22 protein-coding genes are annotated in these 22,027 nt (G+C 65.3%); 8 read left to right on the forward strand and 14 right to left on the reverse strand.

Annotated features, from left to right (window positions below; translation table 11 throughout):
• Window positions 1-3: 3 nt before the first annotated feature.
• Both KF733_02200 and KF733_02205 read right to left on the reverse strand, forming a co-directional pair.
• Window positions 4-732 (reverse strand): heme exporter protein CcmB, encoded by a 729-nt coding sequence (locus tag KF733_02200; protein ID QYK56297.1) that lies wholly within the window; start codon window positions 730-732, stop codon window positions 4-6.
• On the reverse strand, window positions 710-1,282 hold the full coding sequence (locus KF733_02205) for an ABC transporter ATP-binding protein (GenBank protein QYK56298.1): 573 nt from the start codon (window positions 1,280-1,282) through the stop codon (window positions 710-712). Before KF733_02205 ends, KF733_02200 begins: the two co-directional genes overlap by 23 nt.
• A 146-nt stretch (window positions 1,283-1,428) precedes the next feature.
• Here KF733_02205 and KF733_02210 point away from each other — a divergent pair, with 146 nt between their 5' ends.
• A complete protein-coding gene (locus tag KF733_02210; protein QYK56299.1) occupies window positions 1,429-3,357 on the forward strand; it encodes a GAF domain-containing protein in 1,929 nt (642 codons plus the stop codon).
• A gap of 262 nt (window positions 3,358-3,619) precedes the next feature.
• Window positions 3,620-3,931: a hypothetical protein gene (locus tag KF733_02215; GenBank protein QYK56300.1), complete on the forward strand. Its 312-nt coding sequence runs from the start codon at window positions 3,620-3,622 to the stop codon at window positions 3,929-3,931.
• 26 nt (window positions 3,932-3,957) lie between these two features.
• On the opposite strand, the gene metK is transcribed toward KF733_02215, so the two are convergent.
• From metK to cdaA, 4 genes are read right to left on the reverse strand one after another with little or no spacing between them, the layout of a single operon-like run.
• A complete protein-coding gene (gene metK / locus KF733_02220) occupies window positions 3,958-5,136 on the reverse strand; it encodes a methionine adenosyltransferase (GenBank protein ID QYK56301.1) in 1,179 nt (392 codons plus the stop codon).
• Window positions 5,137-5,188: 52 nt separating this feature from the next.
• Window positions 5,189-5,962: a GNAT family N-acetyltransferase gene (locus tag KF733_02225; protein ID QYK56302.1), complete on the reverse strand. Its 774-nt coding sequence runs from the start codon at window positions 5,960-5,962 to the stop codon at window positions 5,189-5,191.
• Window positions 5,959-6,924, reverse strand: a complete 966-nt coding sequence (locus tag KF733_02230; GenBank protein QYK56303.1) for a hypothetical protein — start codon at window positions 6,922-6,924, stop codon at window positions 5,959-5,961. The genes KF733_02225 and KF733_02230 overlap by 4 nt, the downstream gene beginning before the upstream one ends.
• Window positions 6,921-7,775, reverse strand: a complete 855-nt coding sequence (gene cdaA, locus KF733_02235; protein QYK56304.1) for a diadenylate cyclase CdaA — start codon at window positions 7,773-7,775, stop codon at window positions 6,921-6,923. Before cdaA ends, KF733_02230 begins: the two co-directional genes overlap by 4 nt.
• Before the next feature lie 70 nt (window positions 7,776-7,845).
• Here cdaA and pheA point away from each other — a divergent pair, with 70 nt between their 5' ends.
• Complete coding sequence (gene pheA / locus KF733_02240) at window positions 7,846-8,940, forward strand: prephenate dehydratase (protein ID QYK56305.1); 1,095 nt, start codon at window positions 7,846-7,848, stop codon at window positions 8,938-8,940.
• Between the two features lie 161 nt (window positions 8,941-9,101).
• Window positions 9,102-9,605, forward strand: coding sequence for a hypothetical protein (locus KF733_02245; protein QYK56306.1), 504 nt, complete (start codon window positions 9,102-9,104; stop codon window positions 9,603-9,605).
• Here the strand turns inward: KF733_02245 and KF733_02250 are convergent.
• The 4 genes from KF733_02250 to KF733_02265 form a co-directional block, all read right to left on the reverse strand.
• The gene (locus KF733_02250) at window positions 9,602-10,156 is read right to left on the reverse strand and encodes an isochorismatase family protein (GenBank protein QYK56307.1); all 555 of its coding nucleotides are present in this window, start codon (window positions 10,154-10,156) and stop codon (window positions 9,602-9,604) included. The genes KF733_02245 and KF733_02250 overlap by 4 nt on opposite strands.
• Before the next feature lie 23 nt (window positions 10,157-10,179).
• Entirely contained in the window at window positions 10,180-11,256 is a 1,077-nt protein-coding gene (locus tag KF733_02255; protein ID QYK56308.1) for a M20/M25/M40 family metallo-hydrolase, read from the reverse strand.
• A 95-nt stretch (window positions 11,257-11,351) separates the two neighbouring features.
• Window positions 11,352-13,265, reverse strand: a complete 1,914-nt coding sequence (locus KF733_02260; protein ID QYK56309.1) for an S-layer homology domain-containing protein — start codon at window positions 13,263-13,265, stop codon at window positions 11,352-11,354.
• 241 nt (window positions 13,266-13,506) lie between these two features.
• Window positions 13,507-14,847 carry a phosphomannomutase CpsG gene (locus tag KF733_02265; protein ID QYK56310.1) on the reverse strand — a complete coding sequence of 447 codons (1,341 nt, stop codon included), beginning with the start codon at window positions 14,845-14,847 and terminating at the stop codon, window positions 13,507-13,509.
• Window positions 14,848-14,898: 51 nt separating this feature from the next.
• Between KF733_02265 and KF733_02270 the strand changes: the two genes are divergently transcribed.
• A complete protein-coding gene (locus tag KF733_02270; protein ID QYK56311.1) occupies window positions 14,899-15,756 on the forward strand; it encodes a deoxyribonuclease IV in 858 nt (285 codons plus the stop codon).
• 194 nt (window positions 15,757-15,950) lie between these two features.
• Here KF733_02270 and KF733_02275 read toward each other — a convergent pair whose 3' ends face one another.
• The 4 genes from KF733_02275 to pdxS all read right to left on the reverse strand — a co-directional run bounded on the left by KF733_02275 (window position 15,951) and on the right by pdxS (window position 19,079).
• Window positions 15,951-16,682, reverse strand: a complete 732-nt coding sequence (locus tag KF733_02275) for a hypothetical protein (GenBank protein QYK56312.1) — start codon at window positions 16,680-16,682, stop codon at window positions 15,951-15,953.
• 5 nt (window positions 16,683-16,687) lie between these two features.
• Window positions 16,688-16,936, reverse strand: a complete 249-nt coding sequence (secG, locus tag KF733_02280; GenBank protein ID QYK56313.1) for a preprotein translocase subunit SecG — start codon at window positions 16,934-16,936, stop codon at window positions 16,688-16,690.
• Between the two features lie 3 nt (window positions 16,937-16,939).
• On the reverse strand, window positions 16,940-18,070 hold the full coding sequence (locus KF733_02285) for a DUF1385 domain-containing protein (GenBank protein ID QYK56314.1): 1,131 nt from the start codon (window positions 18,068-18,070) through the stop codon (window positions 16,940-16,942).
• 100 nt (window positions 18,071-18,170) lie between these two features.
• On the reverse strand, window positions 18,171-19,079 hold the full coding sequence (pdxS, locus tag KF733_02290) for a pyridoxal 5'-phosphate synthase lyase subunit PdxS (protein ID QYK56315.1): 909 nt from the start codon (window positions 19,077-19,079) through the stop codon (window positions 18,171-18,173).
• Between the two features lie 75 nt (window positions 19,080-19,154).
• Here pdxS and KF733_02295 point away from each other — a divergent pair, with 75 nt between their 5' ends.
• The 3 genes from KF733_02295 to KF733_02305 all read left to right on the forward strand — a co-directional run bounded on the left by KF733_02295 (window position 19,155) and on the right by KF733_02305 (window position 21,983).
• The gene (locus tag KF733_02295; GenBank protein ID QYK56316.1) at window positions 19,155-20,282 is read left to right on the forward strand and encodes a hypothetical protein; all 1,128 of its coding nucleotides are present in this window, start codon (window positions 19,155-19,157) and stop codon (window positions 20,280-20,282) included.
• Window positions 20,283-20,379: 97 nt separating this feature from the next.
• Window positions 20,380-21,339 (forward strand): hypothetical protein, encoded by a 960-nt coding sequence (locus KF733_02300; GenBank protein ID QYK56317.1) that lies wholly within the window; start codon window positions 20,380-20,382, stop codon window positions 21,337-21,339.
• Window positions 21,336-21,983 (forward strand): hypothetical protein, encoded by a 648-nt coding sequence (locus KF733_02305; protein QYK56318.1) that lies wholly within the window; start codon window positions 21,336-21,338, stop codon window positions 21,981-21,983. The genes KF733_02300 and KF733_02305 overlap by 4 nt, the downstream gene beginning before the upstream one ends.
• The last annotated feature ends 44 nt before the right edge of the window (window positions 21,984-22,027 follow it).

Below are 22,027 nucleotides of genomic sequence, written 5' to 3' on the forward strand. Positions count from 1 at the left end.
GTGTCAGTTTATTCGACTTAGCGCCGGTTCTTCCGCGTTCGGGACCTGGTTTCCATCCGAAAGGCACCAGACCTGCGCAATCAGCGTCGGGCCAGACGCGCCTAACACCACCGCCCAGCCCACCAAACCCACCAGGGCCTGGTAGCCGCCCGCCTCGCCCCCGCCCCCCATCGCGGCGCGGAGGACCGAGACGGTCATGAAGACCTGCGGGAAGAGCACGGGCATGGAGACCACCGAGGCCAGCACCCAGCGGTTGGCGGCGCCCACAGCCAGCGCGCCACAGACGGACACCCCCAAAGCCATCCCTGCCGAGGACGCCAAGAGGCCGAGCACGAACAAGGTCGGTGAGGGGACGGCCGCGCTCGTCATCACGATGTAGACCAGGCCGAGCGCCAAGGCGACCACCACCGTCTGCAGCAGGGCATAGAGCGCCTTGCCCGCGAAGGCGGCGGAAGGGTCGGCAAGGAGACGGAGCAAGTCGAACGTGCCCTGGTCGTCCTCCGCCAGGAACAGACGCGGGATCGAGACGACCGCGGCAAAGACGAGCGTCACCGCCAGGACGCCCGAGGAAAGCGCAGGCGGCGGAGTCTGCCCAAAGCTTGCCAGGGACGTGGCGATCACGCTGAGCAAGGCGAACAGCCCCGCCGTGAAGAGCCCGTGGCGCGAACGCATCTCGGAGCGCCACTCCTTTCGGAAAATGGCGGAGGCGCTACGCCACCAGGGAGATTTCATGAGTGGCATGGCGGCGGTCCTCAGGGTCGTTGGTGGCGAGCACGACGGCGCAGGTCGGGCGGACCCGCTTCAGCACCCGGTCCACTAGGGCCCGCCCCTCTTCGTCGAGGGAGGCGGTCGGTTCATCGAGCATCAGCAGTTCGGGCGCGGCCTGGATGGCCAGCGCCAGCTTCAGGCGGACGCGCATCCCGGTACTGAGCGCGGATGCAGGCCGGTCTGCGGCATAGCCCAGCCGCACGAACTCGAGCAGCTCTTCGTCGCTGCCAGGGCACCCGCGCAAATCCCGGCCCAGGGCCAGGTGCTCGGCGACGGTCAAGGCGGGATAAAGCGTGGAGTCCAAGGCAGAGAAACCCACCTTCTCCCTGGCTGGCCGGACGACCCGGCCCTCGGTCGGCACGATGAGTCCGGCGAGGCACTTCAACATGGTCGACTTCCCACTGCCGTTCGGCCCGAGCACGCAGAGGACGTCCCCAGGCCGCACCTCGAGCTCGACCCGTCGAAAAAGCCATCGGCTTCCGAACCGCTTCCCTAGGCCTTGCGCTTGGAGCACGCCCCAGTATGGGCAGCAAAGCTCGGGCCAGGCAAAGACCTGCCTTGTTCCATGTCGCTGCGACCCGCACCCAGGCACTAACGCGAGGATTCCCGGCGCCACCCTCCAAGAAAACCAAATTGGCCCGAAACCTAGAGTGGAGTCTTATGGTCGAGCTTCTGGTCAGGTTCGTCGTTTCGGTCGTCGCGGTCGCGACGTCCTGGCAAACCGGCGCTCCACCTTATGAAACGGCGGTGCGGGCCGCCCTCGTCTTCTTCTGCTATTCCTTCTTCGCCTTCTTGCTGGAGCGCCGAGGCATGCGCAATTCCGGCGTGGCAGGGCTGATCGCCGCGGCCGACGCGGCCATGATCGCCTTCTACATGTCCGAGGCGAAGACCCTCGAGCACTTTGGATTCTTAACCTTGGCCCCGATGGTGTGGGCCGCCGGACGCTTTGAGGCGAGCGCGACCTCGGTCGCCCCGCTGGTCGCGGCCTGGATCTTGGTCGGGGCGAACCTGCCACAAGGCCCGGGCTGGACGCCGATGCTGCTCGGCCAGGCCGTCGGCGTGCTTGCGATCGGCCTCATCGTGCGGGACAAGCCCAGGGTGGTGACCGTGCGGGAGACGGTCGTGGCGGAAACGGGCGAAGAGCCAGAGGGCCCTCCGATGCCCGATGGCTCCGCCATCGAGGACGTCGAGCTTCGCGAGAGCTTCAAGAGCCTGCGCGACCACGCCCGGCAACTGGAGCGCCGCTCGCGGCGGGACCGCTTCGGCCTCCACTTGCTCAGCGCGGCCGAGGCCGCGGCCATAAACCCGTACGAGACCGTCGCCCACATCCTTCGGGAACACTTCGAGGCCAGCGGCCTCACCCTCTTCGTCCGCCAGCCCTTCGGAAGCACCCTCGTTGCGATGGCCACTGCGGGCGACGCCCCGGCCCATGTTCGCGACGCCTCGCTCGAGCTGCCCCGCCAAGGGACTGAGCTCCAGGCCCGCGACCGAATGCTCGCCACGCTCGGTGGCGACCCGGATCGGGCCAACTCGCCTCTCGCGCTCGTCCTGCTGCACCACCAAGGGCGCGTGGTCGGCGCGATCGCGGCCTCCGACAAAAACCCGACCCGGTTAGGGCTGGTCCACGACCAGGCCCGCGAGATCGCGGACGTCCTCGCCAGCACGCTGGCGACCGTGGCCCACCGCGAGCAGGTCCGGCGTCGAGCCCGCGAGGCCGAGCTCCTCTATGAGATTTCCTGCGTGACGACGGGTGCGGAGACGACCCTCACCCTCGCGTCGCGCGTCGTTCGCGAAGTTTCCGAGATCCTGGACGTGGACCACGTGTCTCTGCACCTCGTCGAGGACGGCCAGGACATGGTCGCGGCCTCGTTTGGCCCCCGGGTCGAAACGATGGAGGCCCTCAGCTTCGCGAAAGGGCCGGGACTCGCCGGCTGGCTCGGGATCGGCGCGCCGGAATTGGCCCTGCTGGACGCCCGCATAGACGCCCGATTGCCGCGAGAGGAGTCCCTCCGCCGTCGTATCGGCAGCCTGGTGGTGCTGCCGTTGGAGTTCGGCGACGCCCCGTTCGGCTATCTGGCCGCCATGACCCACCGCCAGAACGGCCTTTCGGTCGACGATCTCGAGACGCTGCGCATCGTCGCGGCGGAGACCTCGCAAGCGGTCGCCCGTTTGGAGCGCAAAGGCGTCGGCCCTGAAGGGCTCGCCACCCCGTCCGAGTTCCACACTGCGGTTCAGGAAGCTGATAGAGGGTATTTAGTCTATCTCGAGGTTCCTCGGAGGGAACAGTTGGTGGAGGCGCACGGTCGAACCGCAGTAGATTTCGCCGTCCGTAAGTTCGCGTCCCGGCTCCGAGCAAGCCTTCCAGCGGACGGACTCATGTGTCGGCGCCCCGAGGGCGACTACGTCGCCTTCCTCCGCTCCGGCGACGAGGCCAAGGCTCGTGATTGGGCCAACGGCGCCGTCGCCACCGCTTCAATGGTCGCACTGACGACCCCGGACGGCCGGGCACGCGTGCCCCTGGCGCTCAAGGCAAAGGTCGCACGCTATGCCCCGCAAGCCGACCGGCTTTCCACATCCGACCATGCCTGAAGCACGAATCCGCAGACAATTACCGTTTCTCTCGGCGCAAGAAATTTGCCACGATGAGAATGAACTTCGCGAGACGACGGAACGTCTCACGGCGTTTGCTTGGGTGGCGTCCGGCCGAGCGGTCGGAGCAGGGGTCGCATCCCGGCTGGAACTGGGCGGTTCACAGAGAGGAGCGAGTACGAAGTTGCATACGAACGATTGGCAAGGCGCGCTGGAATCGTGCCAAAAACTGTTGCGCCGGGACCCGGACCATTTAGGGGCGTTGGAAACTCTCGCCCAGGCCCAGTGGTTTGGCGGGCTCTACGACGCGGTGATCAAGACGACGAGCAGGCTGCTCCAGTTGAACCCGCTCGAGCCGGGGTACCGCTATACCCGAGGGATGGCCTACCTGTCGAAAGGAGAACTCACCCGCGCCCACGCCGATTTCCAGACGGCGCTGCGGCAGAGCCGGAACAAGGAGTTCCGCGTCCAGGTCCAACAATCCCTCGACGCGCTAGAGCGCTGGATGGTCGATTCGCCCGGGTTCCCGAGCAAACGCGGCTTGCCGGAGGGCAGCGGGGAGCGACCGAACTAGCCGCCCCCCTCCACGAGTTTCAAGTCTCACACCAAGGCTAGCTCTTTAAGGGCGTCCACCCGGCTTGTCCGCTCCCACGGGAACGCGACGTTGCCAAAGTGGCCGTTCTTCGCCGTCGGCACAAACTTGGTATTGAGAAGGTCGAGATATTCGACGATGCCCCTCGGGCTCAAGTCGAAGACTTCCCGGAGTTTCTTCGCGATCTGCCCAGGGTCTGCCCTCTCCGTGCCGAAGGTCTCGATGTTCACCGCCACCGGGTGGGGGACGCCGATCGCATAGGCCAGGCCGATTTGGCACCGGTCCGCAAGGCCAGCGGCCACGACCGTCTTGGCGACGTTGCGCGCCATGTAAGCGGCCGAGCGGTCCACCTTGGTCGGGTCCTTGCCGCTGAACGCGCCGCCGCCGTGCGGGCACAGCCCGCCGTAGGTGTCCACGATGATCTTCCGGCCTGTGAGCCCCGTGTCGCCCGTCGGCCCGCCGATCACGAACTTCCCGGTTGGATTGATGTGGAACGTGATGCCGCCTTGGTCATAGTCGGCGTACTCCTCCAAGGTCGGGCGGATCACGTGCTCGTGGACGACTTCCTTCACCGCCTCCGGCGAGAGCGACTCTGCGTGTTGCTGGCTGATGACGATCGTGTCGACCTTGACTGGGCGGCCGTTCTCATAGACCACGCTCACCTGGCTCTTGGCGTCCGGGCGCAGGCCGAGCGACGGGTGCTTCTTCCGCGTCTCGGTCGCGCGGCGCATGAGGGCGTGGGCCATTGAGATGGGCAGCGGCATCAGCTCGCTGGTCTCAGTCGTCGCGTACCCGAACATGATGCCCTGGTCGCCCGCGCCGCCGATATCGACGCCGCGCGCGATGTCCGGCGATTGCTCCTGGATCGCGACCATCACGCCGCAGGCAGCCCCGTCCAGGCCGAGGGCGGTGTCGTTGTAGCCGACTTCGAGGATCGTCTCCCGCACGACGGACGCCACGTCCACGTAGCCCTCCATGGTCAGCTCGCCCGCCACGATGGCCAGGCCGCGCGTGACAAGGGTCTCGATGGCCACGCGCGCATGCAGGTTCTGGGAGAGCAGCGGGTTCATCTCCCGCGCGCGCCGGTCCTCCGCCAGGGCCGCGTCCAAGAGCGCGTCAGAAATTTGGTCGGCCAACTTGTCGGGATGGCCCTCACTCACACTTTCGGACGTGTGGATGGTCGTCATGAAGCCCGAGCGTACTCGAATCGCAACAGCCCACCTGGGAGGGGCCGCGACGTTAGAACTGGTCGGTCATGAAGATCTCAGGGCGGCCGGGAAAGCCGCGGCCCATAAGGATCAATTCGGGCCAGCTGCGGTGCAGCGGAACCCCCAATTGCTCCGTCACCTTCTGCAGGCCGAACCACTCCGTCCGGTCCGGCACGGGCCATTCCTCTAATCCGGCACTGGCCACCGCCTCGCGGACCAGGCCCGGTTCTGCGCACAGATAACCGCCCGGCACGGGCTCGCAAGAGCGGTACGTCCAGCACCAATAGCGCCACCGCTCCTCGTCCCGCCGCAAGCGGGCCGCGTCCCGCGAGGACCACTCGTCGTACGCCTTGCGGACTTCCGGGATCTGCAGGGTCTCCGTATCAGGGAAGTCGGCGCGGCCCTTGATCTCGCCGCGGACGACCTCGTCGATCGGCTCAAAGCCGAGCCTCCGGTAGAGCGCCTCGCTCTGGGCAAAAAGCAGGGCAGGGCCCTCACCCTCGAGCTCGGCTGTGCAGAGGACCTTTTCGAGGAGGGCTTGGGCATATCCGCGCCCCTGGCAGGTCGGCCGGGTCGCGACACCCGCGATCCCAAACGCGCGCCCCCAGCCGAACTCCAGGCGCGCCGTGGTGAGGATGGACTCCATCTGACCGTCTACAAAGAGCGCCCACTTGCGGTTGATGTCGAACAGCGGCTCGGTGAAGAAGACGCCGCGCGCCCGTTCCAAATCCAGGGCGAAGACCAGGCAGAGCAACTCAAGGAACTGGTCGGCCTCCTCCGGCTTGATACGCCGCGCGACGGTCACGCGCCCCCTCCGGGCCTTTCCGGTTCGGCGCGGGGCGTTTGGTCTTCGGGCGGGCCCTCGATCTCCACCGTGACTTCCACCGACGCCTCGCCGACGGTGCGCACCCGCCCCGGGACGTTGAGCTTGGTCGACACCGTGGTCGTCTTCCGCATCGCGGAAAGGTCGATCGGGGCGGTGTCGATCGAGACGAACTGGGCGAGGTCGCTGCTGTCGCCGCGGACCTGCACTTGGCTCGGCTTCACCTGGTAGCCCTTGAGCTTGTAGCCAAAGGGAAGCTGGCCGACCCAGTTGGGTGAGACAAGCACGCGCTTCGACGGTTGGGCGGCGGCGACAGCCGGCGTCACCGTGACCTGGGCGGGCTGCACGCGCACCATCGGTACGGGCTTACCCTTTTCGCCCAGGACCTCGACCGGCACCAGGTACGAACCCCCGGGACGGACCTCGTTCAAGTTGAGGATCACGCGCACCCGCTTTACTTCGGGCAGGCTCTTCTCCGGGCCGAAGATCGTGACCTCGGGCGGCTCGATCGTGCCCCCTTCCACAACGTAGGCGGGCGGGGGCAGACCGGACTGCTCGAGCTCGACGGTCCGCTGAAGGGTGTCGACCTTCTGGATGTCCAGCCGGAGCGTGCCGAACCGCGCGCCCAGCTTGACGCGGCTGCTGACCGGGCCCGCGATCTCCACCGGGTAGCTCCGCTCGCCAGCGACGGCCTGGGTCAGGTCCACCACGGCCTGCACCGTGTCCGTGTCGAGCTGGTCCAGGTCGTCCGCAGAGCCCGTGGCCATGACCTTGACCGACTGCGCGGGCTGCACCACCACAAGGGAATCGGAGAGGCCCCGGTATTCCACGCGGGCGTCGAATTCCCTCTCCCGGTCTGGGACGAAGACGGGCGTCAACGCCGCACGCAACATCATCGCGGTAAAGAGGGCCGCACCCAGGAGCACCAAGTCGCCCCGACTCATCGCTTCACCGCTGGTTCTGACGAGGCGGGCTTCCCGTCGGCACGCTGGGCCGTCGTCTTGGCGTCCCGCATCCTCGAGCTCAAGTATTCGCGCAGCGCCTTCGTACTCTGCAATTGGGTCAAGCGCCCGCTCTCTGCGACCGAGACCGTCCCGCGCTCCTCGCTCACCACGATCGCGAGGCAGTCCGATTGCTCGCTGATCCCGACCGCTGCGCGGTGGCGCATATGGAGGTGGCTGTCGATCTTGGGGTTTTCGCTCAGGGGCAACCGGCAGGCAGCGGCGACGACCTCGTCGTGCCGCACGAGCACGGCGCCGTCGTGGAGCGGGCTGCCTTCGTAGAAGATGGTCGAGAGCAGGGGCGCGGTGACGACGGCTCCCACGGGCACACCGTTGGACGCCACATCGTCCAGGGGCGTGGACCGCTCGAGCACGATGAGCGCCCCCGTGTTCTCTTCGGACATCTCACTCACCCCGGCCACAATCTCTTCCAACGCGTTCGCGCCCATTGTCGTGCGTTCTGCGATGAGCTTCTCCGACCAGTGGCCCAAGCGGCCGAAGCCTTCGATCGCCTGGCGCAGCTCGGGCAGGAAGATGATCGCGATGGCGACCGGGGCGAGGATCGTCGCTTTGTCCAGCAACCAGTGGAGGGTCTTGAAACCGAGAAGGTCGCTGCCCACGAGCGCGGCGACGAAGCCCACGATGCCCAGGACGAGCCGCCAAGCGCGCCCTCCACGCACGAGCTTGAGAAGCCTGTAAACGACGTACGTCACAAGGAGGACGTCCACGACGTTGACCAGACCCTGCCAATTGAGCGTGAATTGCTCAAACAGCCGCCCGATAACTTCTTTCAAGGGACTTCGCGATAGTTTAGCGAATCGGCAGAACGGGGTCAGGCGAGGGGGCGGGGCCATAATCAGCGCCGTGGAAGACCGCCGCACCGTTAAGGAGGCAAGAAACGACATCGACGCCGTGGACGCCGAGATCGTGCGGTTGCTCGGGCGCAGGGCCGAACTCGCCCAAGAGATCGGGCGCCTGAAGGGCGACAGGAGCCAGCCCTACTTCACGCCGGAGCGCGAACACCAGATTTTCCAACGCCTGGCCTCGATCCCGGCCGGCCCGCTGCGTCCCGCCCAAGTCACGGCCATCTTCCGGGAGATCATCAGCGCCGCGCGCGCGGCCGAGAAGCCCATGAGCGTCGCCTATTGGGGGCCGCCCGGCACGTTCAGCCACATGGCCGGCGTCCAGACCTTCGGCCGGAGCACCGAGCTCGCGCCCGTCGACTCCATCTCGGAGGTCTTCCGCAAGGTCGAGAGCCACCAGGCCGATTACGGCATCGTGCCGATCGAGAACTCCATCGCGGGGGTCGTGCCCGAGACTCTGGACAGCTTTCCCGTCACGAACGTCAAGATCTGTGGCGAGACGTTCCTGGCCGTGCACCACTGCCTGGCCTCGGGAGGAACGGCCCTCGGCGAGGTCCAACGCGTCTATGCGGGGCCCCAGCCCCACGCCCAATGCCGCCGGTGGCTGGCGGAGCGCTTGCCCCATGCCGAGGTCGTGAGCGTCGCCCCCACCACACGCGCGGCCGAAATGGCCCTCGCCGACGCGAACGGGGCCGCCGTGGTCAACCATATGGCGGTGGAACTGATGGCCCTCACCCTCTTGGCGGAGAACATTGAGGACGCCACCGGCAACCGCACCCGGTTCGTCGTACTCGGGTTCAACGAACCCGCCCCCACCGGCTCCGACAAGACCAGCGTGATGTTCAACCTGCGGAACCGCCCCGGCGAGCTTTACCGGGTTCTCGGGGCGTTCGATTCGCACCAAGTCAACCTCATGATGATCGAGTCGCGGCCCGCCCCTCGCGCCTCGTTCGAATACCTGTTCTACGTCGACTGCGGCGGCCACAGGACGGACGCGAACCTCGCGGCGGCGCTCGTCGAGATCCGGAAGCAGGCTCTGGAGACTACGGTCCTCGGCAGCTATCCCAGCACGGATCCGAGCCTCAACACGCCCTAGGCACTTTGCCCCTTCGGACGGGAACGGTATGGAACGTGCCCATTAGCGGCCTTGTGCCTGCGAACCGAGGACCTGTGCAAGTCAACCGAATAGACCGCTCCCCGTACGTGGCCAGCGCTCAATCGGCTGTACGCCCGCCGGTCCCGATAGAAAAGCAGGAGTTGGTCCAGCCGGTCGCGGCATCGGGCCTTTCTTCCGCGGGCGCGCGACGGCTGCAGGCCACGGACGACGTCCTGGCCCAAACCTCGGACCTGCTCTACGACGTGCGGACCGGGATCCGCCGCAACGCCTTCCAGGCGAACCCCGACCGCGAGAACGAGCGCCTGCTGCGGTCCGCCTCCGAAACGGTCGCGGACCTTGTCGACAACAGCCGGGTGGACGGGCGCCGGCTCTTTGCGAACGGAACTCCGGCCACGGGGCTGAAGAAGGCGCTCGGAGTCTACGCGAACAGCCAGGCCGAGCCCGCCGCCGTCGAAGCGGCGCTGGTCAAGGCCGAGACCGCCTTGCGCTCGATTCCCAAGGCCCTGGGCGCTCTCGCGCTCGAAGTCCGCGGCGACCCGAACCAGACCGACCGCTCGATCCTCGAGATCGATTCCCAGCTGGGCGACGCCCGGCGCGGCCTCGCCGCAGCGGCCCAGCCGACGAACCTGGACCTCCGCGCCTAAGCAGGCGTGTACCGCTTGACGACTTCGAGCACCTCGCGGAACTTCGGGTGCTCCGCCGATTCCATCCATTCGTAGACCACGGTCTCAGAGTGGGCCATCGCCACACCCTCGTCCCGCAAGCGCTTCAGGGCCAGCTTGTGCATCGATTGCTCGCGGGCCGAGGCGGCGTCCGCGCAGATGACGACGTCGTGGTCCTCGTCCAGGAGCTGGTTCGCGGTCTGCAGGAGGCAGATGTGAGTCTCGATGCCGCAGAGCACCGCGGTCGGGCGGTCCAGCCGTTTCCACGCCTTCCGGAACTCCTTCTCGCCAAAACAGCCGAAGCTCTGCTTCGCCACGGGGTCGTCCTGCAAGAGGGCACGGATCGCGGGCTCGGTGCCGCCCATCTTCTCGGGCACCTGCTCGGTGGCGATCACGGGGACGTCGAGCAGGTTTGCGCACTCGATGAGGAACTGGCACCGCCGGACCACTTCGTCGCGACCAAAGATGGGCCGCAAGAAAGTGGCCTGCATATCGACCACGACCAACACGCTTTCGTCAATTCTTGCGACCATGGGGGGATTGTGACGGATGCCCGTCAGGGAAGGCGCGGCGTAAAGTCCGTGTCGGGACGGACGAGCCGGCAATACCCGGCCATAAGTCGCGCGCAATCCTCAACGTCCTGAAGGCTCAGCAGTTCGCTGGGCGTGTGCATGTACCGGATCGGCACCCCGACCACGCCCGTCGCCATGCCCGCCCGGGTCACCTGCATCGCGTTCGCGTCCGTGCCCGTGGCGTTGCCGTAGGGCCCGATCTGGATCGAGATGCCGTCTTTTTGCGCCGCTTCGCGCAGCAGCGAGAACACGACCGGGTTGACGTTCGCGCCTCGGGTCACGGTCGGGCCCTTGCCGAGGTCCGCTTGCCCATAGCGGGACTTGCTGAGGCCGGGTTGGTCGATCGCGAAGTCCACGTCCACGGCCAAGCCGCTCTGCGCGCCGATCCCGAAGGCCGCCGTGCGCGCCCCGCGCAGACCGATTTCTTCCTGCACCGTCCCCACCGCGTAGACGCCGACCTTCTCGTCGAGCCCCCCGTCCTCGGCCAGGATCCGGAGCGCTTCGGCCACGATGAACGCGCCCATTTTGTTGTCCATGCCGCGGGCGCAGACCCGGTCGCCGAGCATCTCGGCGAACTCCCACTGGTAGGTGACGAACGAGCCGAGCTCGACGGCCCGCTCCGCCTCCTCCTTATTGGCGGCGCCGATGTCGATGTAGAGCTCGTGGATCTCGGGCCGCTTCTTGTCGCCCTCTTCCTGAAGGTGGACGGGCTTGCGCCCGAAGACGCCGACGACCGACTCGCGACCGTGCGACTGCACCCAGACCCTCTGGGCGACCGCCACCATGGGGTCGTGGCCCCCAATCGAGTTGACATAGAGGAAGCCTTCGTCGCTGATGTAGTGGACGATGAAGCCGATCTCGTCCATGTGGCCGGAGAGCATGACGCGGGCCTCGGCCTTCGGATTGAGCACGGCGTGGACGTTCCCATGGACGTCCGTGGCGACTTCGTGGGCGAAGGCGCCGGTGTAGTCCCGGAACACCTGGGCCGCGCGCTCTTCGAATCCGGAGGGGGAAGGGGCGTTCGTGATTTGTCTAAAGAAGTCGAGTGACTCGGCACGCATCGCGCCAAGGTTACTCAAAGCCAGACGCAAAGGAAAGCGGGCCCCGCCTCCTATTGGGAAGCGGGGCCCGCGGTTTCAGCCAACGTTCGCTTGGTTTAGAAGCGGACGGTGAGCTGGGTGCCGAACAGGCCGCCCTTGTAGATGTTCTGACCGGCCGGGTCCAAGCCAGCGCCAGCGGCGCCGCCGAAGTCCAGGTCGCTGAACTGGTACGTGAAGCGGATGTTCGTGTTCGCGCCGAGGCCGTAGTTGAAGCCCACGGTGTACCAGCGCTCCTTCACGTCGTTGCCGGCGACCGGGTTGAAGCGGACGTCCTCATAGCTGAACATGGCGCCCCAGTTGTCGGCGATCTTGTAGTCAAGACCGACGGTGAAGGCGTTCATGTCGTCCATGTTCGCGAACAGGCCAGCGGCAGTGTCCTTCGGCTCAAGGAACTCGCCCTTACCGTAGATCTTGAACTGCTCGCTCGGCATGAAGTAGACATGGGCGTTGAAGCCCTTGATGTTGGTCGGGTTCCAGACGTTGCCGATGCGGCCCCAATCGCCGGCCGCAGCGAAGTTCCTTTCGACCTCGCGGTAACCGCCGCCGACGCCGAAGTTCGGGCCCTTGTACATCGCTCGGACGTCCCAGGCGATGTTGTCCTCATCGATCCGGTTGTCCGTGTTGTAGCTGATGTTGGTCTGGGCGAACGAACCGAAGAACTCGAGGTTATCGAACTTCAGGTTCACGTCACCACCGAACGTGTTGACTCGGTTGGCCGGGCCACCAAGGGTCGGGGTGTTCTGGTCGCTGTCGTGGAACAGGTAGGCGAGGTTGACGCCGCCCATCTCACCGACGGGGAAGGTCAACTGGACGCCGAGGGTGCGGTCGATCTGGCCGACGCCGAACGGGATCGGGTTGATCTCGACGCCGTTGGTCGACTTGATGTTAGAGTTAACACCACCGAAGACCTTGAGGGCGGCGGGGCCGAAGTTGAAGGACAGCACAGCGCCGTCCATCGTGTAGTTGCCGTTGTCCCAGCGATCGTTCACGAAGTACGTCTCAGTGAAATCGTTTCGCTTGAACAGGTACGGGCCGACCTGGTAGCCGAACCGGCCGACCGTGGCGCCGAAGCCCTGGCCGACGAGAGCGGAGTCGAAGGTCACCGCGGCGCGCTGGATGTAGACGTCGCCGGAACCCGCGTTGAACGGGGTGCCGCTGCCCAGGAAGTTCTGGTTGACGAGCGCCTGGTCGCCGAGCATGTTGCCCGCGACGATGGTGGCGTCCCACTTCGGACCCTCTTCGTTCGTGCCCTTGAGGTCGATGGCGATCTCGTGCAGCACGTCGAGGTCGGTGGTGAGACCGACCGGGGCACCGGCCCTGGAGTTCCGGCCAACGCCGAGGAGGCGGTTGTCCGGGGTGAGGCCGAAGTTGTCGTCGGTCGAGTGCGAAGCGAGGACCAGGAAGTCCACGGTGCCGTGGATTTCGACGGCCGGCTTGACTTCCTCGAGCCTGCGGACGCGGGCCTTGATGTCGTCAAGGTCGCGACCCATCTGGTCGACCTTCATGCCGAGCTGGTTGAGCTCGCCACGAACTTCTTCCATACCGCGCTGGAGGGTCTGAATGGCCGATTCCCAGCCCTTCATCCGGTCAACGTCGGCGCGGAGCTCTTCGACCGCCCTGCGGAGGTCGCTGTCGGGACCCATGTCCTCAAGAGCCTTGATACGGCGCTCGTGGCCCTCCCAGAGGCCCATGAGTTCCTTGTAAGCAGCCCACATAGCGGCGGCGAACTCATAGCGGCTCATCGGGCGGTTGCCGCGATAGAGGCGCTGGTTGCCCACCGGGTAGCCGACAAGGATGCCAGCACGGCGAAGCTCGAGAACGGCAGTGTAAGCCCAGTGGTTGGACGGGAAAACGTCCTGGAACTGGGGAGCGTTCGGGTCTTTCGGATTGACCCCGCCCACTTGGGCGAATGCCGGAACCGCCATTAAGGCGAGGACGGCGCCCAGAGCGAACTTTAGCGTTCGGTTCATTTGTTCTGTTACTCCTACTGCGAGCCGACTACCGGTCGGGCCGCGAGGCTCAGAACGCCTAAGTCCCACCAACTTTCCTTAAGTTCCGTGTGAAACCAAGCAATCCTTGCCAGGCGACGCTTCCTGCGTCGGTTCGCTTCACTTTGGGAATCGGAGACCGACCCCACTTGATTATCGCCTCAGCGCTCGCAAGATTGCAAGCGAAGGCGAGAAATAAGCCTTATGGCCGTCTAAGCACCGGCTAGCTTCGGACAAGCGCCAAAAGTTCGTCGGTCTTCTCCTGCATAAGGCCTATATCGCCGCGGGACTCGACATTGAGCCGGATCACCGGCTCCGTGTTCGACCCCCGTAGGTTAAAACGCCAGTTGTCGAATTCGACGCTGAGACCATCGACCTTTTCGACCTTCCCCCGATAGGAGGCCTCGACCTTGGCAAGCACGGCCCGCACGTCGGCAACCTGCGAGTTGATCTCTCCGGAACAGGGGTAAGCCGCCACCATCGCCCCCACCAGGTCTCCAAGGTTGCGCCCGGTCTTGCACACGAGCCGCGCCACCAGGATCAGCGGGATCAGGCCGCTGTCGCAGTACCAGTGTTCTCGGAAGTAGTGGTGGGCGCTCATCTCGCCGCCATAGACGGCATTCTCGGCGCGCATCGCTTCCTTTATAAATGCATGCCCAGACTTGCACATAACGGCTCTCCCGCCGGCCGCCTTGACGATGTCCAGCGTGTTCCATGTGAGGCGCGGGTCGTAGATCACGGTCGCGCCTGGGTTGTCGTGCAACATGGCTTGGGCGAGAAGCCCCACGATGTAATAGCCCTCGATGAAGTTGCCCCTCTCGTCGAAGAAGAAGCAACGGTCGTAGTCACCGTCCCAGGCCACGCCAAAGTCGTAGCCGCCCTTGGCCATCTCCTCCTCGACCGGCCTGCGACTTTCGGGCAGGATTGGGTTCGGCACCCCGTTCGGAAACGAGCCGTCCGGCTCGAACATCATCTCGACGACGTCCATGTTCGTCGTCGGGGCCATGGCTCGCATCGCCACCCCCGCCGCGCCGTTGCCCGCGCTCGCCAAGACCCGCAACGGGCCGATGGCGCCGTCGGCATCGAACTTCGCCAGGTGCCCGACGAAGTCCGGGTAGGCGTCCTTCGAACCAAGGGTGCCCGAGCCGGAACGCTCCCACTTGCCTTCGTAGGTCCGCCGCTCGATGTTCTTTAGGCCGCTGTCCCCGCTGATAGGACGGCTCCCTTCCCGCACCATCTTCATGCCGTTGTACTGGGGCGGGTTGTGGCTGGCGGTGATCATCACGCCGCCGTCATAGCCGTAGTAGGCGGTGGCGAAGTAGACCATCTCGGTTCCGACCATGCCGAGGTCGACGACGTCCACCCCCGCCTCCTTGAGGCCCTTCGCCAAAGCCTCGCTGATCTCGGGGCCGCTCAGTCGAATGTCGTGCCCGACGCAGACGGTCTTGGCGCCCGTCTCGTCGGCATAGGCCCGGCCGATACGGTACGCAATCTCCGGGTTCAACTCCTCCGGTACGACCCCCCGAACGTCGTAAGCCTTGAAGGCCGGTAGCCACTCGCCCATCGCTGGCGAAGTTACCCGGAGCCCCCGAGCTGACGTGTCATCTTAGGGGCAATGGCGGCACGACTGATCGGCGGACACATGCCCACCTCGGGCGGGATCGAGAAAGGGCTCGACCGAGGAAGAGCGATCGGGTGCACAGCCATTCAGGTCTTCACGTCCAGCCCTCAACAATGGAAGCCGCGAGACCTCACCCCCGAGACCGTCTCTCTGTTCAGGACAAAGGCTGAAGAACTTGGCTATACCGGGCGGATCGTGAGCCACGACAGCTACCTGGTCAATCTGGCATCGGAGGATCCCGAGCTTAGGGAGAAGAGCCGAACGGCCCTGACTCGCGAGCTGCACCGCTGCAGCCGGCTAGGCATCCCGTGGGCGGTCTCCCATATCGGCGCCCACGGCGGGCAGGGCTCGGAGGCGGGCCTTCAGCTCGCCGCCGAAGAGGTGCGCCAAGTCTTGGCGGAGAGCCCCGCCGACGTGACCCTGCTCGCAGAGACCACTGCCGGCCAAGGCAGCGTCTTGAACGCGAAGTTCGAGGAGATCGCCCGCTTGATCGAGCTCGTGGGCGGCGACCCGCGGCTCGGAGTCTGCTTGGATACGTGCCATATTTTTGCCGCAGGCTATGACATATCGACCGACGAGGGCTACGACAGCACCTTCGCGGAGTTTGAGCGGCTGATCGGGACGGAGCGTGTTAAAGCCGTCCACGCCAACGACAGCAAACACGCGTGCGGCACCAGGAAGGACCGCCACGAGCACCTGGGGCAGGGCGCCATCGGTGAGAGGGCCTTCCGCCGCTTGGTCCATGACCCACGATTCGAACTTGTGCCGATCGTGGTCGAGACCCCCGAATCGGAAACCCACCACGCGGAGAACGTCGCCCGGCTCTTTGCGTGGGCGGCAGAACCGCTCTGAAGCCAGGAAAAAAGCCGACCCGGCGGAGAGGACAGACCAGATCGGCAGGTTTCTCTTTTTTGTCGCCAACCTCCCGCCTCTTGTGGACGAGTCGGCGTGACGCCCTTGACCTTACGAGACGTCGGGAAAACGCCCTCGCGTCAGTGGACAGCATTTTTACTGTTCAGTGAGACTCAAATGGGCCAGAAGACTTACTAGGAGGTTCCGGTAATCATTTTAGAAGGCCATTCGACCAGGCCACCGGCCAGCCGTCCGTCTTCCCATTGGTACCGCCCGATGTACCGCGCGTGGCTGCCGCCCTGGCAGACGGCGGTCTTCCCGTGGAGCTCGGGCTCGGCCAAGACCGTGTGGGAGTGCCCCCCGAAAATGACGTCGACGCCCTCCAGGCTCGTGGCGAGGCCGACGTCGGCACGGTAGCCGAGGTGGCTGAGCACAAAGAGGACGTCCACTTTGGGGCGGAGCCCCTCGATCTCGCCCTGTAGAGCGGCGAGGGGCGGGGTCCAGAGGAACGCGCTGGCGGCTCGGCTCGCCATCCGCTCGGTGACCATGGGAACGCTCACCCCGACCACCCCGACTCGCAGGCCCGCTCGCTCGACGATGGCGTGGCCGGGAAGCGGCATCGACCCATCCTTGCGGACCAGATTCGCACACAAGACCGGATGGGCAGCGCCGGCCAGCTTCGCCGCGAAGACAGCCTCGAGGACGTGCGTCTCGCGGTTGCCGATCACGGAGGCGTCGCATCGCGCCTCTTGCAGCAATCCCCAGACGGGCTCGGGGCGCAGGGGCACAGCCAGGTTGCCGCTCTTCACGCAGTCGCCGCTGTCGAAGTAGACGTCGGCCTCGGACCGCAAGCTGAGGAGGCCGGGCATACGGGCTTTCACGAGCTTCCCGTGAAGATCGTTCGTGTGGAGGATGCGGAGTGCCAAGCGCCTTAGCGGAAGGCTTGGTGGGCGACGGCGTCCAGGACCAGCATCAGTCCCATGAACGAGACGCCCAGGATGAGGGTGACCTTCGAGATCTGGTCGTCGAAGCTGGCCTTGCCTTTGAACGTCGTGCGGACGCTGCCGCCGCCGCCGGACATGGCGTCGCCCTTGCCCGTGATCAGCACGATCACGGTGAAGACGAGTGCGACCACGATCGCAAGCGCCAGGAGAACGTAGTAGACCGCTTTAATGTCCATCGGCTAGAGCCCAAAGTATACGCGCCATTGGTCGGGCAAGTGAAGGACTTCGGCCAAGCCCCAGAAGGCGAGTTCGGTAGCAAAGGCGCCCGCCATGATCTGGAAAATCCCGCTGTTGGCCAAGCGCTGGACCGGGCTGCTCGAGGCGATGCGGGCGCTTTGAAAGCGTTCTAGGAACTGGCGGCCGGCACGAAGGCCAAGGTTCAGCTGGCCATCGGTCGGTTGCTTTGTCGTGATGAAGTACTGCACGAACGAGCCCAGCGGCCGCCATAAGAGCAGCGTTACCAGGCCGGCCAGGAGCAAGCGGCCCTCAGCGGGGCCGAGCAGCTCGAAGTTCATGATCCCGAGGAAGAGCCCGGCGCCGACCGCCAGGTTCGTCCCGCATCGCGGGTGGACCCGCGGCATCCGCCGCACGATCTCTGGGCGGAGGTCCTCGCCGCGCTCCAGCGCGTGCACCACCATGTGTTCCGCCGCATGGATCCCGCTCAAGGGGAGCAGCCGGATCCCCAGGAGGAAAAGAGCCAGGGTGCCGCCCTGGTAGACGGCCTCGAAGACGTGGCCTCGGTGCCAGGTCGCGGGCAGGGACTCGCTCAGGAGTGCCATGAGGAGGGTCGCGAAGAGGAAGACGCCGAACATCAGCGCGCCGGTGGCGACGAGCGCGCCCGACCCGACCCCTCCGCTCACCACGCCATTGGTCAGGTAGACGCCGAACGGCGTCGCCATCCCGCCCACCTTCCCAAGAAGCTGCCGACTGCCGTGCCGCTCGAAAAGGCGGCTCGGCGTGACCAGCCCGATGAACGAGCCGCGGTCGTCGACCACGCAGGCCAGGAGCGCCCGGCTAGTCTCGAAGGCCCGCAGGGCATCGCTCCCCGTGGCATAGGGCGGGAACACCAGGGGAGAAGGCTCGACAAACTCAGCGATCGGGGCGTCGCGGTCGGCCCCTTCGGCCAGAGCGCGGGAAAAACCGGCTTCCGTGACGACCCCGACGAACCGGTCGCCATCGGCGACGGGCAGGCACGGCAACCCGTTCTCCACTAGGTCGCGGGCGGCGACCCGGATCGAGTCCGTGACTTGGGCGGGCTCGACCGGGCTCGCCAACGACCCGACGGGCAAGGAGAGAAGGCTCGAGACCATTGGAGGGGCTTCCAAATGCTCGGTTCGGGCAGCGCTATCTATGTCCAATGGGTACCCGTCTGATTCTCGGTGCCTGGCGAGTTTTTGCTCTTGCGCGCTCTTACCAGCCGCGTCCCGCCAGCAACTGGCCCTCCGCCAGGGACGAGACGCTGATGCCGACCATCGGCTCCCCGAGCCCGGCGCTGATCTCGGCCAGCTTCTTTGGGTCGTTGTGGAAGAGCACCGATTCGACGATGGCACGGGCCCGCTTGGCCGGTTCGCCGGACTTGAAGATCCCGGAGCCGACGAAGACCGTCTCCGCACCCAGTTTCATCATCAGCGCCGCATCGGCCGGGGTCGCAATGCCACCCGCACTGAAGTTCGGCACGGGCAGCCGGCCCGTCTCGTGCACGATCCTGATCTGATCAAGCGGCGCCTGCATCTCCTTGGCCAGCACGTACAGCTCGTCCTCGCGGGCCGCGTGGACCTGGCGGATCTGGCGGACGATCGTCCGCATATGGCGCACGGCCTCGACAACGTCGCCGGTTCCCGCCTCGCCTTTGGTCCGGATCATGGCCGCGCCCTCGCCGCAGCGCCGGAGCGCTTCGCCCAGGTTCCTCGCGCCGCAGACGAACGGCACCGTGAACGCGTGCTTATCGACGTGGTTCTCCTCGTCCGCAGGGGTGAGCACCTCGCTCTCGTCGATAAAATCGACCTCCAAGGCCTCCAAGATCTCTGCCTCGACGATATGCCCGATGCGACACTTCGCCATCACCGGAATGCTGACCGCCTCCTTGATGCCACGGATCATCTCCGGGTCGCTCATGCGCGCCACGCCGCCGTCCCGGCGGATGTCCGCAGGGACGCGCTCCAGCGCCATGACGCTCACCGCGCCCGCGTCTTCGGCTATCCGGGCCTGCTCCGGATTGACGACGTCCATAATCACGCCGCCCTTGAGCATCTCGGCCAAGCCAACCTTTTCGCGCCAAGTCTTCTTGGCCGTCACGACTCTCCCGTTGAGCGTCGACATCTTTTCATTCTACGGGAGAAGATGACGCCTGCTTCGGGATTTGCGTTCCGTCATGGCCGATCGATCTAGCCAGACATGCTGAAGCCCCACCAAGTCCGCGCCCTTGAGCTTTCCCGGGAAACACCGGCGACCCCCGCCGCCATCCTGAAACTCGAAACCGAGGTGGGAGAAGAGACCGCGCGGTGGGCGTTCACCCAATGGGAGCTGCGAAAGAAGGCGAGGCAGAAGTTCACCCGGGCCGACGAGATGCTCTTCGACCGGGCCGGGCTAGAAATGGCGAGCCACGAAGACTTGGCCCCGAGGGCGCACCGCGTCGCCCCTGAGGGCGAGTTGGTCGGCGACCTCACCTCCGGGATCGGCGGCGACCTTTTGGGCCTCTGCCGGACGGGCCCCGCGCTCGGATTCGAGCTTTCGCCCGAACGCGCCGAATACGCGGCGCACAACCTGGGCGTCTATGGTCGGTCCGCGGAGATTCGGGTGGCGGACTGCCTCGCAGAGCCGTGGCCCTTCGAGTTTGCCTTTGCGGACCCGGCACGGAGGTCGACGACGCGGCGGCACTATGACCCCGCGGACTTCTCACCGAACCTGGAGGCGCTGGGCGAGCGCATGGCCGGACTCCGCCGGGCACTGGTCAAGACGTCGCCGCTGCTCAGCGACGAGTTCCTCGATTCGCTGTCGCCTGACCGATACTTCGTCAGCCACGCTGGCGAGTGCAAGGAAGCCGTGGTCCAGTTGGGCCACGACGCCCAGTTCGTGTGGCCGGGCAAGGGGACCTGGGCGCTCCACGTCGAAACGGGCGAGGCCGTGCCAGGAGAGCGGCCGCTTCGCGAGACACTCGGCAAACCGCTCCGCTTCGTGCTGGAAGCAGATCCGGCTACTATCCGCGCCCATTGCCTGGGTGGCTTCGGGCTGCCCGGGCTCGGGGCCTCGAACGGCTACCTCACCACGGACTCCTTCGAGCCCGCCTGGCACTGGGCCGCGGCTTTTGAGGCCGTGCGCGAGGGCGGCTTCCATATCAAGCTCGTCCGTGCTTGGCTGAAGGAGCTCGGAGGCCGGCTCAAAGCGGTGAAGACCCGCGGCGTGCGGATCGATCCGGCCGAGGTCCGCGCCAAGGCCCGGCCCGAGGGCGACGCCCCTCTAGAGCTGCTGCTCTATCCCGTAGGATCCCAAGTGCGCGCCGTGCTCTGCCGGAGGGTGGGCTAAGGGCCGCAAATCTTCCCAGACCGCTCTAAAGATCGACCCTTCCCGCACCGATCATCCACGTGGCCGCACTCCGTCGCGGCATCGGTCAGGTAGCCAAATGCCGGTCTTAAGCATCGAATGCGAGTTAACCAAGGCCCAGCTTAAGCGCCATCTTTCGGGCGAAAAGTTGCCCGAAGTGCTGCTGCAAGACCTCGAAAAACACCTCAAGGCTTGCCCCGAATGCCTGCAGTACGCCAAATCCCTTAACGCGGTAAAGAAAACCGACCCTGCCCCTGAGAGCGATACGGTACCGCCCACGCCTTTGCAGAAGATCATGCGAATGGCGACGGTGACGGCAAGGCCCGCCAAGGGCTTAAACCCAGAGCCTGGCAAGGATCCTTTCGGCCCTCAAATTATGGAGCTGCTACGCAGGCCGAAAAACATGCTCCTTTCAGTTTTGCTCGCCATGGTGGCGGTCACGATGAGTGCGGCTTTCCGGACACCGACCGCGCTGCTCGGCCCCAAGGCCTCTGAGGTGCGCCAAGACCAGGAGGCGGTTTCCGAAGAGGCGACTGACGAGCCGCTCGCGAAGGAGGAAGAGCCCGGCCACCACGAAGCGGCCCCGAAAGCGGAGAAGCACGAGGCAGAAGACGGCGAGAAGCAACCGGGCGCACCTGAATCGAAGCACCCTGACAGCCACTCCGCGTCTACCTCCGAGCACTCCAAGAAGGAGCATGGGGAGACACCCGCCTCAACTCCGCACGAAGAACATGCCGCAGCCGAGAAAGCGACTCACGAACAGCCCAACTCTCAGCCCAAAACGCACGGCGTCGGCCTGAAAAAGCCTGCTTTATCAAATGCTCATGAACCTTCCGGAACCGAGAAGGTCATTATCGCTGACTCCACCCATGCGCCGGTGGAAAAACCCAAGGTTGTGACTGCGCCGCGTGTCGCCCCTCGTAGACCCACCACCAAAACCAGGACGTTACGACCCGGCACGAAAGGTGCCACGCAAAGAGCTCTCCAAAGTTCACCATCTATTCGCGTTTACGACGAGCACGGAAAACCCAAGTCATGAAATTCTCAAAAGCACTGATCGCCCTCACCATCGCGTCTGCGAGCGCCTTCGCGTTCGGTCAAGAGACCGGCTCCAAGACCCAGACGGATCCCAATTCCGCCATCTCCGGCCATGACGGCCTCGTCACAATTTCATCCAAGGGCTACGACGTCCGCGACGTCCTCTTCGACCTCTTCGTTAAGGGCAAAAAGAGCTTCGTCCTTGACCCCGAAGTCCGCTATCTTCTTTATCTCTCCCTGCAAGATATCGACTTCGACGAAGCGCTGGCCGTGGTCTGTGAAGAAGCCAAGCTGAGCTTTACGCTCGAGAACGGTATCTACTACCTCGCCAAGCGAAAGGAGCAGCCCGTTAAGGTGGTGCAGGCCCAAGAGATCGCTGTCCACAAGCCGGGCAAGCTCGAGGACTCAGAGCTCCTTAAGCACTTGACGACGCGGCTCAAAATGACGGACATTCGCGCTGTCTTTGGGGAGTTCAGCCGACAGACAGGGATCAAGATCGAGGTTTCGAAATCCGTTCCCAACTACAAGTTGGACGCCTATCTCATCGACACATCGCTAAAGTATGCGCTTGACGTGGTCACGAACGCGGCCGGACTCAAGTACACAAAGACCGACGACCGCTCGATCCTAATCGAGACGAAGTAGCCCGTTCCAGGCCCTTAGCCGCCCCGCACTTTCTGTCACACTAG

It is taken from the genome of Fimbriimonadaceae bacterium (assembly GCA_019454125.1).
Classification (GTDB): domain Bacteria; phylum Armatimonadota; class Fimbriimonadia; order Fimbriimonadales; family Fimbriimonadaceae; genus JALHNM01.